Below are 16497 nucleotides of genomic sequence, written 5' to 3'. Positions count from 1 at the left end.
TAACCGTCTGTTCACGCGCATGCGAGGGCCATGGACGAAAAGCGGCGACGGTCGGGAATTCGCTTAGTGAACGCCGCTGGCTTCAAGCCGACGCGGCCCGAGATCCGACATGATCCGGTCGATGACGGCTTCGCTGAACCCCATCCGCGACAGGTAAAGCCTGGCGTCGATCGCGAAGAGCGGAGCCGCCTGCGCCAGCCGTCGCAGGGCCGCTGAAACGCCCGGCTCATCATGCTTTCCCGCAAAGTGGAGGGCTCGGCCAAGCAAGCTGAGCGGACTGTCATCGGCGACGAAAATGGCGGCATGCGCATCCGCGAGCTTGTCATTGCCCATCAGATGCTCGGCCAGGAAGGCGTAGAAATCGTACCAGGCAGGACGGCCGCTGCTGGATGCCACAGCCCGCTGCAGCAGCGGCAGGCCTTCCGCAGGCTGACCGATCTGAACATAGCGCGCGCCGAGATCGGCCATGATGTCGGGATCGTAGGGATTGCGGACGAGCGCGGCCCGGCCCGCCCTGAAGGCATCTTCATAGGCGCCACGTGCGAAGTAAACGTCCATCATGGCCTGCTGCGCGCGTGCGCTGGACGGCGCCAGCCTGACCGCCGTCAACGCGGCGCTCAAGGCGCGATCGAGCGGCGAACCAGGCAGTGGATTGAGTCCGGCGGTGTATTCGTCGACCGTCAGCAGGGCGAGCTGCGACCAGGCGGGATGGAAGGCAGGGTCGCGCTCCAGAACCGCCTCCAGGCAGTTGCGGGCGGCCAGGTGATCTTCGGCGCGCATGGTGCGGCGGATATTCAGCGCCTGGAAGACACAGCGCATCGGCGACGCCGTCATCGTCTGGCGATAGTCGGCGTGAATGATGCCGAAGGGCTCGGCAAGCCTGACTGCGAGCCGTCGGGCGATCTCGCGCAATTCCGGAGCGTCCTCGCCCTTCGGCAATGTCCGGATGGCAGACGTCGTCCAGACCACACGACCGTCCTTGACGGAGCGCAACCGGCCGAAGCCTTCCGTCGCCCCGCCTTGCCGCGTCGCATTCATCTCGAAGACATAGTCGGCGCCGCTATAGAGGTCCGCGCCGGCGGCCGGCGTACGAACGGTAACGAGATCGTCGAATCGAGCCAGGGCATCGACCAGGAGCCGCGTGAAGGCCTGCACCAGCCCGGCCAGCTCCGGATCGTCGGCCGCGCCGCTCAGCGATACGACGACCATCGGCAAATGAGCCGACGCGCTCGATCCCGCGCGACGCGCTGCCTCCTCGATCAGTTGAGCCTGGCGCACCAGCGGGTCGGGTTGCGGTGTCGTCTCGAGCGGCGGGAGGTAGTGCCAAGTGGCGAGAGGCACGATCACGAGGACCAGCGCTAACACGGCGAGCCAGTGCCCGAGCCTGAAACCGTGCCTGCTCGGCCGCTCAGGGACCGGCAGCTGGGCCGCCCTGGCGTCGCCGGGCGCCATGCGCTCCTGCGCCGGCTCGGCCGGCATCCCGGCAGCCCCAAGATGTTCAAAGACAGGGACGTAAGCGCCGACCGGCATGGAAATGCGGATCGTGTCGTCGGCGCCATCGCCCTGATAATACTGGCCTAGCGCCCTGCGCAGACGACCGGCCTCGACCCTGACGATGGGGTCGGACTGCGGGTCGAAATCTGCCGGTCGGCCGAAGGCCTCAACCGCAATGGTGTAACCCTTGAGTTCCGAGCTGCGCCCTTCGATGCGGCGCTCCACGATGAAGTTCAGAAATGCGGAGAGCTGCGGTGCACTGCGAAACGCATCCGATGTCAGGATGCGTTCAAGGGCCTCACGGACAGCGAGAGCCTCCGGGTCTGCGAGCCGGTCGGTATCCTGACTGCTCTCGACCATTGGGGTTTGGTCCAGTTTGTTCCCCCCTTCATCCAAACTACGCCAAAACCGACGTTACGTCATTCGCAACGTCGAAGCGACCGGGCGACCGCGGCGCGCAGTGGTGCCCCGCCTCGCCCGCAATTTACAGCCCGCTTTGCGCTGTTAGGTTGAGAGAAGCTTAATTGTACAGGATGCGGCCGACAGCCTTCGTCTCGCAGCCGGGCGAAAACCCCCGTGATTTCGAAGCATTCTGCATGCCATTCGGCGTGTGCCGGCTCGTGAAGCAGGCCCGGCGCATGGTCGCGTGCCGAAGCGTGTTTTACTAGGGCCGCGTAGGTAAGCCGGTAATGGGTGGCCCGGCCAGATGGCGGCGCTCAATGCGAAGCCTGCAGGCACGCCGATCATCCCGGCGTTCAAGCCCCTGCCGACCGGCCGGACTACACCCCTTCCGTTCCGTTCGATCGCCTCAAGGTCTTTGCCGCGGAGTCCGGCTCGCTGCGCTGCCCCCAGGAGGTCTCGACTACGTCTTCTTCGCAGGCCAGCCTACCGAAGGGGTAGACACCCTGATGAAGAGCGCGCGGCCCCGCCGGAACGCCTCCCGGGAGGAAGCTGGGACGCACCTGAGCGGCTGCAAGCTCGGCTATCGCGGCGTCGGATCTGGCGGGATTTCGGTCAGCGGCATCGTCCGCAAGCACCCATTTTTCGGTGGATTGCTCTCAGATTCCGGCCATCCCCGTCGCAGCCGCACTCGCGAAAAGCAGGCACTTGCGAAGGGCGAATCGGAATGTCGCGCGCGTTTCGCGCGCTTGAGCGAATCGTCACGTTTGGGTCGTCGTGTCCGGTTCCGGGCCAGTCAGGGGTTCGGCCGACCCATCACCGCCCCAAGGCTGCCGCAGGCGCGTGCGAGAGGCTGCGCCAGGCTCCGGTTCTGCCAAGGGCCGGCGAGCGGCAAGGTCACGCACGCCGCAGCTTGTTGTAGCGGGCGATCAGCCTGTCGCGCTTCAGGCGTGACAGGCGATCGACCCAGAAAATGCCGTCGAGTTGGTCGATCTCGTGCTGGTGGCAAACGGCGAGCAGGCCATCGGCCTCTTCGAACTGTTCCGCACCGTCCAGGTCCTTATAGGTGACATGGACGCGGGCATGACGCTCGATCTCGTCTGCAACCCCCGCCATCGAAACGCTGCCCTCGTGGTGGCGGATCATGTCAGGTGAAGCCCAGGCGATCGCCGGATTCACATAGGTCCGAACCTCACCCGGCAACAGCTCCAGCACGACCAGCCGCTGGAGAAGACCGATATGCGGCGCCGTTATGCCGATGCCGGGAGCCGCCCGCATCGTTTCCAGCAAATCGGCCGCGAGCGAGCGAAGCACCGCATCGAAACGCGTCACCGGCTCGGCTGCCATGCGCAGCCGAGAATCGGGAAAGCCAATGATCGGCCGAATCGTCACGCGGTGGCCTCAGGGGATTATGCGGCAGCCTTCTTCTCCGCATTGCCATAGTAGCTCTCGCCCGTCTTCGCCATGCGCTTGAGCTGCCGGTTCGGCCTGAAGCGCTCGCCATGGGTCCTGGCGAGCTTCTCGCAGAGCTTCACGAAGACGGCCGCGCCCATGTTGTCGATGTAGGAGAGCGTGCCGCCCGAATAGGGCGCGAAACCGAAGCCGATGATCGAGCCGACATCCGCCTCGCGAGGATCGGTCACGACACCTTCCTCATAGGTGCGGGCAGCTTCCAGGGCCTGGGTGACGAGCAGGCGTTCCTTGAGCTCCTGCATGTCGATGAGCTCGGGGTCGAGCCGGTTCTTCGTCAGCTCGGCAAGCCCCGGCCAAAGCCGCTTCGGGCCGGCTTCCGGATAGTCGTAGAAGCCTTTCCTGTTCTTGCGGCCGAGGCGGCCATGCGTCTCGACCATCTCGGTGAGCAGTCTTTCCTGCGCCGGATCGACCGCATGTTCGCCGAGTTGGGCCTTGGTCGCCTTCAGCACCTTGTAGGCGAGATCGACCGCGACCTCGTCATTGAGGGACAGCGGACCGACCGGCATGCCGGCCTGCTTGCCGGCGGCCTCGATCATCGCCGGGGGCACGCCCTCCATCAGCATCAGATGGCCTTCGCGGATGTAGTTGCCGACACAGCGGTTGGCATAGAAGCCGCGCGTGTCGTTGACGACGATCGGCGTCTTCCTGATGGCGCGGACGAAATCGAGCGCCATGGCGAGCGCCTTCTTGCCGGTCTTCTTGGCCATGATGATCTCGACCAGGAGCATCTTCTCGACCGGCGAGAAGAAATGCACGCCGATGAAATTCTTCGGGCGCTGCGAGTGCTCGGCGAGCCCGGTGATCGGAAGCGTCGATGTATTGGAGCCGAAGATCGTCCTTGGTCCGACCACCGCCTCGACCTTGGCGATGACCTCGGCCTTGACCTTCGGATCCTCGAACACGGCCTCGATGACGAGATCGCAGCCCTTGAGATCGGCATAGTCCGCCGAGGCGGTGATCCGGCCGAGCAGCGCGTCGCGGTCGGCCGTCTTGGCGCGCCCCTTCATGATCTGGTCGGATACCAGCTTATGCGAATAGGCCTTGCCCTTCTCGGCCGCCTCGATGTCGCGGTCGATCAGGATGACGTCCAGGCCTGCCTGGGCGGTGACATAGGCGATGCCCGCGCCCATGAAGCCTGCGCCGACAACGCCGACCTTCTTCAGCCTGCTCGCCGGGACATCGGCCGGGCGGCGAGCCCCCTTGTTCAGCTCCTGCATCGAGACGAAGAGCGTGCGGATCATCGAGGCCGCCTCCTTCGTCCGGAGAATTTTTGCGAAATAGCGGCTCTCGACCCTGAGGCCGAGATCGATCGGCAACTGCAGGCCCTCATAGACCGCGCTCAGGATGGCGCGTGCGGCCGGGTAGTTGTCATTGGTCTCGCGGCGATAGATCGCGTTGGCCGGTGGCCAGATCTGCATGCCGGCGGGCGAATAGACCTTGTTGGAAGGCAGCTTGAACTTGGGATCGTCCCAGGGCGCCTTGGCCTGCGGATTGGCCTTCAGCCACTCCCGGGCGTTCTGAAGCATCTGATCCCGCGGCACGGCGGCATGGACGAGGCCGCTGTTGCGGGCCGGCAGCGCCTTGATCTGCTCGCCCTTGAACATCATCTGCAGCGCGTCGCCGGTCTGCATCAGGCGCGAGACACGCTGCGTGCCACCGGCGCCTGGGAAGAGCCCGACCTTGATCTCGGGCAGGCCGACGCGGGTCGAGGCATCGTCCGAGGCGACGCGGTACTGGCAGGCGAGCGCAAGTTCGAAGGCGCCACCGAGGCAGACGCCATGGATGGCGGCTGCGAACGGCTTTCCGCAGGTTTCGAGCTTGCGATAGAGCAGCGAGAGCTTGCGGCTCTCGTCGAAGAAGGTCTGCATCGCTGCCGCCTCGCCCTTCTCCCTGGCAAGCCCGACATAGAGGTCGCGCAGCCCCTGGAGCATGGTCAGGTCGGCACCGCCCGAGAAGGCTTCCTTGCCGGAGGTAATGACGCAGCCCTTGATCGCCTCGCTCGAGACGACATGGTCGATGACCTGGTTCAACTCGGCCATGACCTCGGGGGTGATGACGTTCATCGAACGGCCGGGCATGTCCCAGATCAAGGTCGCGATGCCGTCGGCGTCGGTCTCGAAGCGGAAATTGGTGAGGTTCATCGGTTCTCTCCCCTTCGTGCCGATCAGACGCGTTCGATGATGGTCGCGACGCCCATGCCGGCGGCGACGCAAAGCGTGACGAGTGCGGTCTGCTTGTTCGTGCGCTCGAGTTCGTCGAGCACTGTGCCGAGGATCATCGCGCCCGTGGCGCCGAGCGGATGGCCCATCGCAATGGCGCCGCCATTGACGTTGAGGATGGCGTCGTCGATCTCGAAGGCCTGCTGATAACGCAGCACCACCGAGGAAAAAGCCTCGTTCAGCTCGAACAGGTCGATATCCCGGGTGGTCATGCCGGCCTTTTTCAGAACCAGCTCCGTGACGTCGACCGGCCCGGTCAGCATCAGCGCCAGGTCGGATCCGACAGTGGCGAAGGCCCGGATGCGGGCGCGCGGCTTCAGGCCAGCCGCCTTGCCGCCCTTCTTCGAGCCGACGAGCACGGCAGCCGCGCCATCGACGATGCCGGAGGAATTGCCGGCGTGATGCACGTGATTGACGAACTCCACATCGGGGTGAGCCGCCGTCGCGACGGCATCGAAACCACCCATCTCGCCCATCTGGACGAAGGATGCCTTGAGCGCTGCCAGGGCCTGCATGTCCGTATTCGGACGAATGGTCTCGTCGCGGTCGAGGAGGATCAGGCCGTTGACGTCGGTGACCGGGATGACCGAATTCCTGAAGCGGCCTTCGGCCCAGGCGGCGGCGGCCTTCTTGTGCGAGCGCACGGCAAAGGCGTCGACATCGTCACGCGAGAAGCCGTATTTCGTGGCGATCAGATCGGCCGAGACGCCTTGCGGCATGAAATAGGTGTCGATCGCGACGGACGGATCGACCGCAATGCCGAAGCCCGAGGCGCCCATGCCGACGCGGCTCATGCTCTCGACGCCGCCACCGATCGCCATCTCCTTCTGGCCGGCCATGACCTGCGCCGCGGCAAGGTTCACCGCGTCGAGGCCCGAGGCGCAGAAGCGGTTGATCTGCACGCCCGGCACTTCCTTGCCGTACCCCGCCTTGAGCGCGACGGTCCGCGCGATATCGGCGCCGGCCTCGCCGACCGGATCGACGCAGCCAAAGACGACATCCTCGACCAGCTTGGGCTCGAGCTTGTTGCGGTCCTTGATCGCACGCAGCACCTGCGTGCCGAGTTCGATCGCCGTGACCTCGTGCAGGGAGCCGTCGGCCTTGCCCTTGCCGCGCGGCGTCCGAACGTGATCGTAGATGAATGCGTCAGCCATCAAGGCCTCCCGGGGCTCGCCGCAATGGCGGCTCGTTGTTGGGACTTCGCCAACATGGCCGGGCATGTCCCGGCCGTCTGGAAGCGAAGGCAATCTGCAAGCGATGCCCGGGTCAAGCCCGGGCATGACCTTTGGTCTGCTCAGAACTGCTCTGCCGAGAGCGCCATGGTGGAATCGGCGCCGGCCGTGATCCGTGCCAGATGCGCGGCCGTCTCCGGCAGGGTGCGCTCCATGAAGAAGCGCGCGGTGACGAGCTTGGTGTTCATCCGCTCGGTCGCGCCATTGGCGCCGGCCTCGAGCTTGTCCTGCGCAGCCTTGGCGATCTTCATCCACATATAGCCGAGGGAGACGAGGCCGAGCAGGTGCATGTAGTCGGTCGCCCCGGCGCCGGCATTGTCAGGCTTGGCGAGGGCGTTGTTCATGAACCACATCGTCGCCTGCTGGAGATGACCGAGCGAGGCCAGCAGGGGAGCGAGCAGCGGCTTCAGCCCCTCGTCCTCGCCATGCTCCTTGATGAAGCCGCCGACCTCGTTGAAGAAGGCCATGATGGCGCGGCCGCCGTCTCGGCCGAGCTTGCGGCCGATCAGGTCCATGGCCTGCACGCCATTGGCGCCCTCGTAGATCATGGCGATGCGCGCGTCTCGCACGAACTGCTCCATGCCCCATTCGGCGATGTAGCCATGGCCGCCATACATCTGCTGGGCCTTCACCGCGTTGTCGAAACCGACATCGGTCAGGACACCCTTGAGCACGGGGGTCATCAGTCCGAGCTGATCGTCGGCGGCCTGGCGTTCGGCGGCATCAGCCGAACGGTGGGCGACATCGGATTTCAGCGCGTTCCACAGCACAAAGGCGCGCGCAGCCTCGTTGAAGGCCTTGATCGACATCAGCGTGCGGCGGACATCGGGATGGACGATGATCGGATCGGCAGCCTTGTCCGGCTCCTTGGCGCCGGTCAGCGCCCGCCCCTGGAGGCGGTCCTTGGCATAGGCAACAGCGTTCTGATAGGCGACCTCGGACTGGGCGAGCCCCTGGATCGCGACGCCGAGGCGGGCCTCGTTCATCATCACGAACATGGCGTTGAGGCCCTTGTTCTCGGTGCCGATGAGCCAGCCCCTGGCGCCGTCATAGTTCATGACGCAGGTCGAATTGCCGTGGATGCCCATCTTGTGCTCGATCGAGCCGCAGGAGACGCCGTTGCGCTCGCCGACCGCGCCGTCGGCGCCGACCACGTTGCGCGGCACCACGAAGAGCGAGATGCCCTTGACGCCGGCGGGAGCCCCCTCGATGCGGGCGAGCACGAGATGGATGATGTTCTCGGTGATGTCCTGCTCGCCGGCCGAGATGAAGATCTTGGTGCCGGAGATCGCATAGGAACCATCGCCATTCGGCACGGCCTTGGTCTTGATCAGGCCGAGATCGGTGCCGCAATGCGGCTCCGTCAGGTTCATCGTGCCCGACCAGACACCCTCGACCATCTTCGGGATATAGGTGCGCTTCTGCTCCTCAGTGCCGTGCACATAGAGTGCGGCGATCGCGCCCATGGTCAGGCCGGGATACATCGAGAACGCCATGTTCGCCGCCGAGGCATATTCGTTCATCACGGCGCCGAGCGTATAGGGCAGGCCCTGGCCGCCATATTCGGGATCCATGGCAAGTCCGATCCAGCCGCCCTCGGCATAGGCCTTGTGCGCTTCCTTGAAGCCCTTTGGCGTCGTCACGGATCCGTCAGGGTTGCGCTTGCAGCCCTCCTGGTCGCCGGAATGGTTCAACGGCTGGAGCACTTCCTCGCAGAGCTTGGCACCCTCGCCCAGCACCGCCGCGACCACATCGGGCGTCGCATCCGCGAAACCCGGCAGGTTGTTGTAGCGTTCGATGTTGAAGACGTCGTTGAGCAGGAACAGGGTGTCTTCGACGGGCGCCTTGTAGACCGGCATGGTGTCCTCCCTCTCGCGCAGCGCGGCCGCCTGCAGAATGCGATCCGGGGCAGCCATTCATCAGATAGTTTATATATAAACAATCTATGGGTGACTTGTGAAGAGGGCTGGGCCATTTTGTTGCCGCACCCTGTCGCGTTTCCCATCCGCAGCGCATGACAAAACGGCCCCGGACACAAGTCCGGAGCCGTCAATCCCGATCAAATGATCGATAATCCGTGCCGTGAGGCGCTCAGGCCTTGTCGAGGCCCGCAAGCGTCGCTTCGAGCTCGGCGATCGCGCCTTCGATCTCGACCTGCTGCGAGCGCAGCAATTCGAGCTGCTCGGCAATCTGCCCGCGGGTGAGCTGCAGCCCGCCGACCGAAGCCGACTTCTCTGCGCCGGCCTCGCCCTTCTTTTCCTCATTGGCGAGCATGGCGCGGATTTCAACCAGCGTGAAACCGAGCTGCTTGCCCTTGAGGATCAGCGCAAGCCGCGAGCGATCGCGGCCGGAATAGATGCGCGTCATGCCCGAGCGGGCCGGAGCAAGGAGACCGCGCGATTCATAGAAGCGAAGCGTGCGCAGGGTCACCGCGAAATCGCGGGCAAGGTCGCTGATGGTGAAACCACCAGCCGAGTCGGCTTCACTGGAAGTAGGCGTCGACGATGTGCGGCCGGTATCTGAAGAGCCGGCCGCCATAGCATTGCTGTGGCGCGACATGGAGTTCCTTAAAAAGTTTGGACGCAGGGAACCGCCGGCATCGGTGGCGACGAAGTTCCGTTGGGTAGGGGGAATAGCTCGCCCCATCTCCTAGCGTCAGGTAATATCGGCCAATTGGGGGTAAATTACGGTTACGAGCCCGGCATTCGTGCTGCCCCTGTCCGGGCGTTTGCAAAAAATTAACGGCCGGCCCCCGGATATTAACCGTCCGTTTACCGTGACGGCCAAAAGTCGGGTCTGCGAGCCAGGCCGTCGTCAGCGGCAACTGAATCTTCACGATCGCCTGTTTCGCGCGGGGAAGCTGCGGCGCCAGGGGGCTGCGCATCCCGACTGAAGACCGGTCCCCTTAGGCGAGCGAGATCATGGCCAATAGCTTGCCCTGGAGCGTCAAGGGCGTTGATCCGCGCACCCGCGATGCCGCAAAGGCCGCGGCGCGGCGCGCCGGAATGACCCTGGGTGAATGGCTGGACCACAAGATTCGCGTCGAGGCGGAAGAGAGCGAGCCGACAGCCGCCCCTCTGGAGCAGCTCGACATCGCAGCGCTGTCCGAGCGCCTCGCCAAGCTCTCCCAAGGGCAGATGGAAACCTCCTCGCAGGCCGCAGCAAGCGCTGCGGCGCCGCAGTTTGCTCCCGAGATGTCGCGGGGCCAGATCGAGGCCGCGTTGTCGCAGGCCGCCCTCGCCGAGCGCATGACCCGGGAATCGAGCGCCAAGACGGCCGGCGCCCTGGATTCGATCGCGCGCTGGATCGAGAAGACCGAGAACCGTCTCGTCAGCGGCGAGCGCAGTAACGCCGAGCGTCAGGAACGCGCCACCAACGTCATCGCCGACGCGATCAAGACCATGGGCGAGCGCATTGCCGAGATCGAGCGCAAGGCGGTTGATGCCCAGAGCAAGGCTGCCGCCGCCCGCCCGGCCCTGAATCGCGATGGCCTGGCCGCAGCGGTGACGGATATCCGCACGCGCCAGCGCATGCTGGATACCGATCCCGAAGCCGCCGCCTCGGGCCGGACAGGCCTGAGCGAGAGCCGGGTCGCGGCCTTGCGGCAGGATCTCCGATCGTTGGGCGAGAGGGTCGGCGCCAGGGGCGACCATCCCTCTCTCATGTCCGAGCGCCTCTCCCCGGCTGCGGCGTCACGCCAGGTCGAAACGCCCGCACTGGAAAGGCTGATTGCCGATCTGGGTTCGAAGCTGGAGCGGCTGGACCGGAACGACCGTATCGAGCCTATCCTGAAGCCTCTGGCGCGGATCGAAACCGAAGTCGCCCGCCTCGCCCGCGAGAATTCCGGCGAGAGCTATGCCCGTTTCGAGCTGGAGATCGCGCATCTCGCCGCCAAGGTCGACGCACTCGCGGCGCGCGGCAGCGACCGCGCTGCACTGACCCCTGTGCTTCGCGACATCGCAGAATTGCGTGAACTGCTCGCCACGAGCACCGGCGATAACCGCCTCGGCGATCTTTCGCATCAGGTTTCGGCTCTGGCGGGCGAAGTCGCCCGGCTGCGCGACGGGCAGCCTGATGCACTCTCGATGCGTGGCCTGTCCCAGGCGATCGAGGACGTGCGCGACGCCCTGCTCACCGACCGTTTCGGCGATCCCGCCCCGCTGCTTTCGCTGTCGCGGCAGGTCGAGGCGCTAGCTGACAAGGTCGATTCGCTGCCCGTGATGCGCCCCGAGGTGATCACGTCTCAGACCGAGCAACTCTTCGCGCGGCTCAACGAGATCGGCGCCTCCGGCTCTCCGGCATCGAACGAGCTGTCGCGCCGGATTGAGGCCCTCATCATCAAGCTCGAGGATGTCTCCGATCGGCAGCCGAACCAGCTCGCGGACCGGATCGACAGCCTGCAGCACCAGATCGAGACGCTGGCGGATCACGGCCCGGCAGCAGTCATGAAGCAGATCGAAGGGTTGGCTGCCCGGATCGAGAGTCTCGCAGCCTCCAGCAACCTGACCCAGATGGTCCATGACGGCGGCAACGTACAGGTCGCGCGCGTCGACATGCGCCCGGTTGAGGACATGTTGCGCAGCCTCGCCGAGAAGATCGACGAGGCGGGACGCCCTGGCGCCGAATCCGATTCCTTCGATGCACTCGAACAGCAGATCGCCGGCCTCGCCAGCCGGCTCGACGAGGCCGTCGCGACGCGTTCGGCCGAGACCGGGATCGAGCGCACGCTGCAGGACCTCGTGCGACACCTCCAGACCGTGCGCGAGGACACCGCAGCCGCGGCCGAACGTGCCGCACGCACCGCCATGGCCGATATGGCGAGCAAGACCCCCGCTCAGGCGGGAGGCTTTGCTGAGCTGAGCACCCTGGTTTCCGGACTGCGCGAGAGCAACGCCGCCTCCGGCCGGGAGACGCAGGACGCGATCGGCGCCGTCCATCAGACCCTCGAGACGATCATCTCGCGCCTCGCCAGCCTCGAAGCCGAGCTCGGCCTCGAGCGGAAGGAGGTCGCGCTCGCACCGGCCCCGGCGGCCGCGGCGCGCCCCTCCACCATGCCGTCGACGCGTGGCCTTGCACTTCCTGCCAGCATGAGCGCCGCGATCGAGGATCGCTTTGGCGCCCGGCTGGAGACGACCCGGCCGGCGGAACGCGCAGCAGAAGCGCCTGCCGCCAGGTCCCATGACCTGCCGCTCGAACCGGGCTCGGGCCGGCCGCGCCAGGACACACCGGCCGCTCCGGCCGCGGCAGCCCAGGATCCTCAATCGGTCCGCCAGAACCTGATCGCTGCGGCACGGCGTTCGGCAAAGGCGGCCTCCGAAGCCGCAGCCTCTGTGCCCGCGGCGGAAGCCGAGCGCAGCGGCACCAGCACCTCCAAGGGCGGCAAGCTCAAGGAGATCATGGAGAAGCGTCGCCGCCCGCTCCTGCTCGGGCTGGCCGCTGTCGTTCTTGCCATGGGCACCGCCCATGTCGTCACCGGCGCACTGCAAAGCCCGAAGACGAAGGCCGCCGGCAACGAAACCGTTCAGACTCCTGCCTCCGCTCCCGCCGTCGCTGCCCCGGAACCCGCCGCCCCGGAAGCTCCAGCCAAGCCCACGAAGGATCAGAGCTCGGTGCTTTCGCCGGTCGAACTCGGCCCGGCCGCCGCCTTCGCGGGACCGGCAGCCCCGATTCTCGGCTCTCCCGAAACCACCAGCTCGACCACCCAACCGACGGCAACCGCCGCGCTGCCGCCAGCGACCGCGCCCGACCCGGTTCAGGCCGTCACCGGGCTCGGCGACCTGCCTGCCGGATTTGGAACGCCAGGCCTGCGCAAGGCCGCCCAGGCAGGTGATGCCCGTGCCGTCTACGAGCTCGCCAGCCGCGCGGCCGATGGCAGCAACGCGACACGCGATCCGAAACTGGCCTTGCGCCTGTTCGAACGCGCCGCGGTCGCCGGGCTGGCGCCAGCGCAGTTCCGACTGGCCAACATGTTCGAGAAGGGCGTGGGCACCCAGCGCGACATCGCACTGGCGCGGGTCTGGTACTCCCGTGCCGCAGAGCGCGGGAATGCCAAGGCCATGCACAATCTCGCCGTGCTTTATGCCGAGGGCGTCGACGGCAAGGCGGACTATGCGACGGCGACGGAATGGTTCCGCCGCGCCGCGGACGCAGGCGTGCGCGACAGCCAATACAATCTCGCCGTTCTGCTGGGCCGCGGCCTCGGCGTGCCAGCCGATCTCAGCCAGTCCTATCTCTGGTTCGCCATCGCCGCCAAGCAGGGCGACGACGATGCGGCCCGCAAGCGTGACGAAGTCGCCGGACGCCTCAACCCCAACGACCTGGCAGCGGCGAAGCTCGCTGTCGATTCCTGGAAGGCAAAGGTGCTCGAGCCTGGCGCCAACGAGGTTGCGGCACCGGCACAGGGTTGGGAAGACAATACAAGCGCGGCCGTCAGGAAGCCCGCAAAGCCAGCTCGCAGCTAATGCATGACAGGCAGGCCCCTGGCCTGCCTGTCATGGTTTCGACGCGTTACGCAGCCATCAGAGGTTGATCGCGACTTCAGCCGATCCGGCCGCAACACCTTCTTCGTCCACGATAAGGATTTGCCTAACCGGATTGGTGCAATCTGGGACGAGCCGGCGCCGAATCTCATGCCGCGCCGGCACACGAGGGCAAAGGTGCAGATTTATCTCCCGATCGCGGAACTGCCGATCAGCATCCTGATGGTGCTGGGTCTGAGCGGTGCCGTCGGCTTCATCTCCGGCCTGTTCGGGGTCGGCGGTGGCTTCCTGCTGACCCCTCTTCTGATCTTCCTCGATATCCCTCCGGCAGTTGCCGTGGCGACCGTGGCCGCCCAGGTCGCCGGCTCGTCGATGACCGGCGTCCTGACCTACTGGCGCCGCAAGGCGCTCGACCTCAAGCTCGGCAGCGTCCTGGTCGGCGGGGGCATCATCGGCACCATTTTCGGCGTTCTGTTCTTCAACTCGATGCGCCGGCTCGGTCAGCTCGATCTGGTCATCACCCTGTCCTATGTGACGCTGTTCACCATCATTGGCGGATTGATGCTCTATGACGCGCTGCGCTCGGCGCTGCGCGCCAAGGCGGGCAAGCCGGCACGCCGGCGCCGTCAGGCCGGCACACATCCGCAATGGATGAAGCTGCCCTGGCGCATGCGTTTTCACAGTTCGCAGCTCTACGCCAGCGTCATCCCGATCGCCGCGCTCGCCATCGTCATCGGCTTCATCGGCGCCGTGCTCGGCGTGGGCGGTGGTTTCATCCTGGTGCCGGCGCTGATTTACTTCTTCCGCATCCCGCCGGCGGTCGTCGTCGGCACCTCCTTGTTCCAGATCCTGGTGACGATGACGGGCGCAACCATGCTGCACGCCCTCACAAACCAGTCGGTCGACCTGATCCTGGCGGCACTGCTCCTGGTCGGCGGCGTGATCGGGGCCCAGTTCGGCGGCCGCGCGGCGCGCAACCTGAATGTCGACTCCTTCCGTCTGCTGCTTGCGCTGCTGATCCTGTCGGTGGGCCTGCGCTTCGCGATCGAGCTGTTCATCCCGCCCAGCGACCCCTTCTCGGTAGTCCTGCCGGAGAGCGCGCGATGAAGGGCTTCAGGTCCCTGGCCGCTGCGTTGCTGCTGACCTCCATCGCGGCCACTGCCCCGCGTGCCGAAACGCTGATCGCATCCGTGTCTAGCCATCAGATCCAGATCTCCTCGAACTATACCGGCGATCAACTGACGGTCTTCGGCCTGGTCGAACGCGGCGGGCGGACGGTGGCGCGCGGCGACCCTTACGACATCGTGGTGACGGTGCGTGGGCCACAGCGCATGCTGATCGTCCGCGAGAAGGAACGGCTCGGGCCGATCTGGATCAACCGGACGCAGCGGCGCTTCGTCGATCGCCCGATATTCCTGATGGTGTCGAGCAACCGGCCCCTGAACGAGATCGTCAACGAGGATGCGGCGCGGCGCGACAGGATCGGGCTGGCCAACACCCAGCGCAACTTGCCGCCGGAGCTCTATTATGAGGAGAGCACTGTGCGCTTTCGCCAGGCGCTGATCCGAATCCTCGAAGACAAGGGTCTCTATGCGCAGGACGAGCGCGGCGTCACCTTCCTGTCGGAAACATTGTTCAGCGCGCCGATCGATGTGCCCGCCACCGCACCGACCGGCTCCTACGAGATCGAGATCGCGCTCTATTCAGGCGGCGCCATGCTGGCGCGCCAGACCACCAATTTCGAGGTGATCAAGACCGGCATCGAGCAGCGGCTGGCGACCGGCGCACATGACCATCCGCTCCTCTACGGACTGGCCACGGCGGCCATGGCGCTGCTTCTGGGCTGGCTCTCCAGCGTCATTTTCCGGCGCGACTGAGCATTGGCCCGAAAAGCTAGGCCATCGGACCGGATACGATTTCCGGTCCGATGATCTAAACCCGGCGCTACGCGACCAGGAGATCATAGGCGAGGAACGGCACGAGGGTTCCGGACTCGAGGTATGTCAGGTCCTCCGCGAGCTCTACCAGCCCGTGCGTGCGCGTCAGCGAGGTCATGACCCCGGCCCCGTCCAGAGGATGCTTGGACGCGATCATGACACCGTCCGCTCCAGGAGCGAGCGAAACACCGACATACTCACGCCGCCCGGGCTTCTTCCGATAGGGGAAGCCGAGCCTTACAGGCAGCGGCACCGGGGCAACATGGGCCGAGCCGGCAAGCCGTGCCAGGACCGGGCGTGCGACAAAGGCGAAGGTGACGAACACGGCAACCGGATTTCCCGGCAGGCCAATAAACGGCACGCCTTCGATGACGCCCATGGCCACCGGCCGGCCCGGCTTGATGCCGATACGCCAGAAGACCAGCGCGCCGACCTGTTCGACCGCCGCCTTGACGTGATCCTCCTCTCCGATCGAGACGCCGCCGGAAGTCAGGATCAGGTCGCAACTCCGGGCCGCGCCGCTCAGGCGCGCAGCCAGGCTGCCCGGCTCGTCACGCAGGATGCCGAGATCGACCACATCCGCCCCCGCCCGCGCCACCATGGCACGCAGCGCAGCGCGGTTGGCGTCGTAGATCGCGGCCGGCGGCAGGGGCAGGCCCGGCTCCGCCAGCTCATCGCCCGTCGAAAAGATCGCGACACGCGGCCGGCGGCGAACGTCGACAGAGGCATGACCGAGCGCAGCCAGCAGCGCGAGATCCTGCGGCCGCAGGCGCCGGCCTGCCGACAGGGCGGTCTCTCCACGCGCGATATCCTCGCCGGCCGGTCGGGCATTGGCACCGCGTTTGAGGCCTCCGGGCAGACGGACGAAGCCTTCTTCCGCTGTCACATCCTCCTGCATGAAGACGGTATCGGCTCCTTCCGGTATCGGCGCGCCCGTAAAGACCCGGACGGCCACGCCTGCAGTTGCAATGCCCGCCGCGTCAGTGCCGGCGGCAAGCCGGCCTGAGAGCGCGAGGCGGGTCTCTCCTGCCGACGCCAGATCGACGAAGCGGACCGCATAGCCATCCACGGCAGAATTGGCGAAGGGCGGGAGATCGAGGCCGGCCACGACATCGCTGGCGAGAACCCGACCATCGGCGTCGGCCAAGGCGACCTGCTCCGTGCCCTCCACCGGCCGAATCCGCTGGCCCGCAAGGTCAGCCGCTTGCTCGATGCTCATCAAGGGGCCACCGAAGGCGAAAGTATCCTCGCTGAGTTGCGCCAT

General features: G+C 66.0%; 10 protein-coding genes. 3 read left to right on the top strand and 7 right to left on the bottom strand.

The features are described from left to right. Window positions 1-63: 63 nt before the first annotated feature. The 6 genes from AC1DGP_RS00980 to AC1DGP_RS00955 form a co-directional block, all read right to left on the bottom strand. Window positions 64-1854 (bottom strand): hypothetical protein, encoded by a 1791-nt coding sequence (locus tag AC1DGP_RS00980; RefSeq protein WP_476768392.1) that lies wholly within the window; start codon window positions 1852-1854, stop codon window positions 64-66. Window positions 1855-2790: 936 nt separating this feature from the next. Next, window positions 2791-3285 carry a peptide deformylase gene (locus AC1DGP_RS00975; protein ID WP_476831634.1) on the bottom strand — a complete coding sequence of 165 codons (495 nt, stop codon included), beginning with the start codon at window positions 3283-3285 and terminating at the stop codon, window positions 2791-2793. Window positions 3286-3302: 17 nt separating this feature from the next. Next, complete coding sequence (locus AC1DGP_RS00970) at window positions 3303-5507, bottom strand: 3-hydroxyacyl-CoA dehydrogenase NAD-binding domain-containing protein (RefSeq protein WP_476831633.1); 2205 nt, start codon at window positions 5505-5507, stop codon at window positions 3303-3305. 23 nt (window positions 5508-5530) lie between these two features. After that, window positions 5531-6739, bottom strand: a complete 1209-nt coding sequence (locus tag AC1DGP_RS00965; RefSeq protein WP_476831632.1) for an acetyl-CoA C-acetyltransferase — start codon at window positions 6737-6739, stop codon at window positions 5531-5533. A 140-nt stretch (window positions 6740-6879) separates the two neighbouring features. Then, window positions 6880-8676, bottom strand: a complete 1797-nt coding sequence (locus AC1DGP_RS00960; protein ID WP_476831705.1) for an acyl-CoA dehydrogenase C-terminal domain-containing protein — start codon at window positions 8674-8676, stop codon at window positions 6880-6882. A 232-nt stretch (window positions 8677-8908) separates the two neighbouring features. Next, window positions 8909-9376, bottom strand: a complete 468-nt coding sequence (locus tag AC1DGP_RS00955; RefSeq protein WP_441488853.1) for a MerR family transcriptional regulator — start codon at window positions 9374-9376, stop codon at window positions 8909-8911. A 362-nt stretch (window positions 9377-9738) separates the two neighbouring features. Here AC1DGP_RS00955 and AC1DGP_RS00950 point away from each other — a divergent pair, with 362 nt between their 5' ends. The 3 genes from AC1DGP_RS00950 (at window position 9739) to AC1DGP_RS00940 (ending at window position 15173) form a co-directional block, all read left to right on the top strand. Beyond that, window positions 9739-13278, top strand: coding sequence for a hypothetical protein (locus AC1DGP_RS00950; RefSeq protein WP_476831631.1), 3540 nt, complete (start codon window positions 9739-9741; stop codon window positions 13276-13278). Between the two features lie 195 nt (window positions 13279-13473). Continuing rightward, entirely contained in the window at window positions 13474-14403 is a 930-nt protein-coding gene (locus AC1DGP_RS00945; protein ID WP_441506112.1) for a sulfite exporter TauE/SafE family protein, read from the top strand. Beyond that, entirely contained in the window at window positions 14400-15173 is a 774-nt protein-coding gene (locus AC1DGP_RS00940) for a TIGR02186 family protein (RefSeq protein ID WP_441488850.1), read from the top strand. The genes AC1DGP_RS00945 and AC1DGP_RS00940 overlap by 4 nt, the downstream gene beginning before the upstream one ends. 67 nt (window positions 15174-15240) lie before the next feature. Here the strand turns inward: AC1DGP_RS00940 and AC1DGP_RS00935 are convergent, their stop codons facing one another. Next, a complete protein-coding gene (locus tag AC1DGP_RS00935) occupies window positions 15241-16497 on the bottom strand; it encodes a molybdopterin molybdotransferase MoeA (RefSeq protein WP_441506111.1) in 1257 nt (418 codons plus the stop codon).

Source organism: Allobosea sp. 05T433, assembly GCF_056396065.1.
Note: the sequence above shows the minus strand (reverse complement) of the source record. Positions and strands in the feature narration are given on the sequence as shown.

Bases quoted from the DNA above. Each gene is read 5' to 3' on its own strand.
- AC1DGP_RS00960 (WP_476831705.1), bottom strand. From the start codon at position 8,676: ATGCCGGTCTACAAGGCGCCCGTCGAAGACACCCTGTTCCTGCTCAAC.
- AC1DGP_RS00935 (WP_441506111.1), bottom strand. From the start codon at position 16,497: ATGGCGCAACTCAGCGAGGATACTTTCGCCTTCGGTGGCCCCTTGATG.
- AC1DGP_RS00980 (WP_476768392.1), bottom strand. From the start codon at position 1,854: ATGGTCGAGAGCAGTCAGGATACCGACCGGCTCGCAGACCCGGAGGCT.
- AC1DGP_RS00970 (WP_476831633.1), bottom strand. From the start codon at position 5,507: ATGAACCTCACCAATTTCCGCTTCGAGACCGACGCCGACGGCATCGCG.
- AC1DGP_RS00955 (WP_441488853.1), bottom strand. From the start codon at position 9,376: ATGTCGCGCCACAGCAATGCTATGGCGGCCGGCTCTTCAGATACCGGC.
- AC1DGP_RS00940 (WP_441488850.1), top strand. From the start codon at position 14,400: ATGAAGGGCTTCAGGTCCCTGGCCGCTGCGTTGCTGCTGACCTCCATC.
- AC1DGP_RS00950 (WP_476831631.1), top strand. From the start codon at position 9,739: ATGGCCAATAGCTTGCCCTGGAGCGTCAAGGGCGTTGATCCGCGCACC.
- AC1DGP_RS00965 (WP_476831632.1), bottom strand. From the start codon at position 6,739: ATGGCTGACGCATTCATCTACGATCACGTTCGGACGCCGCGCGGCAAG.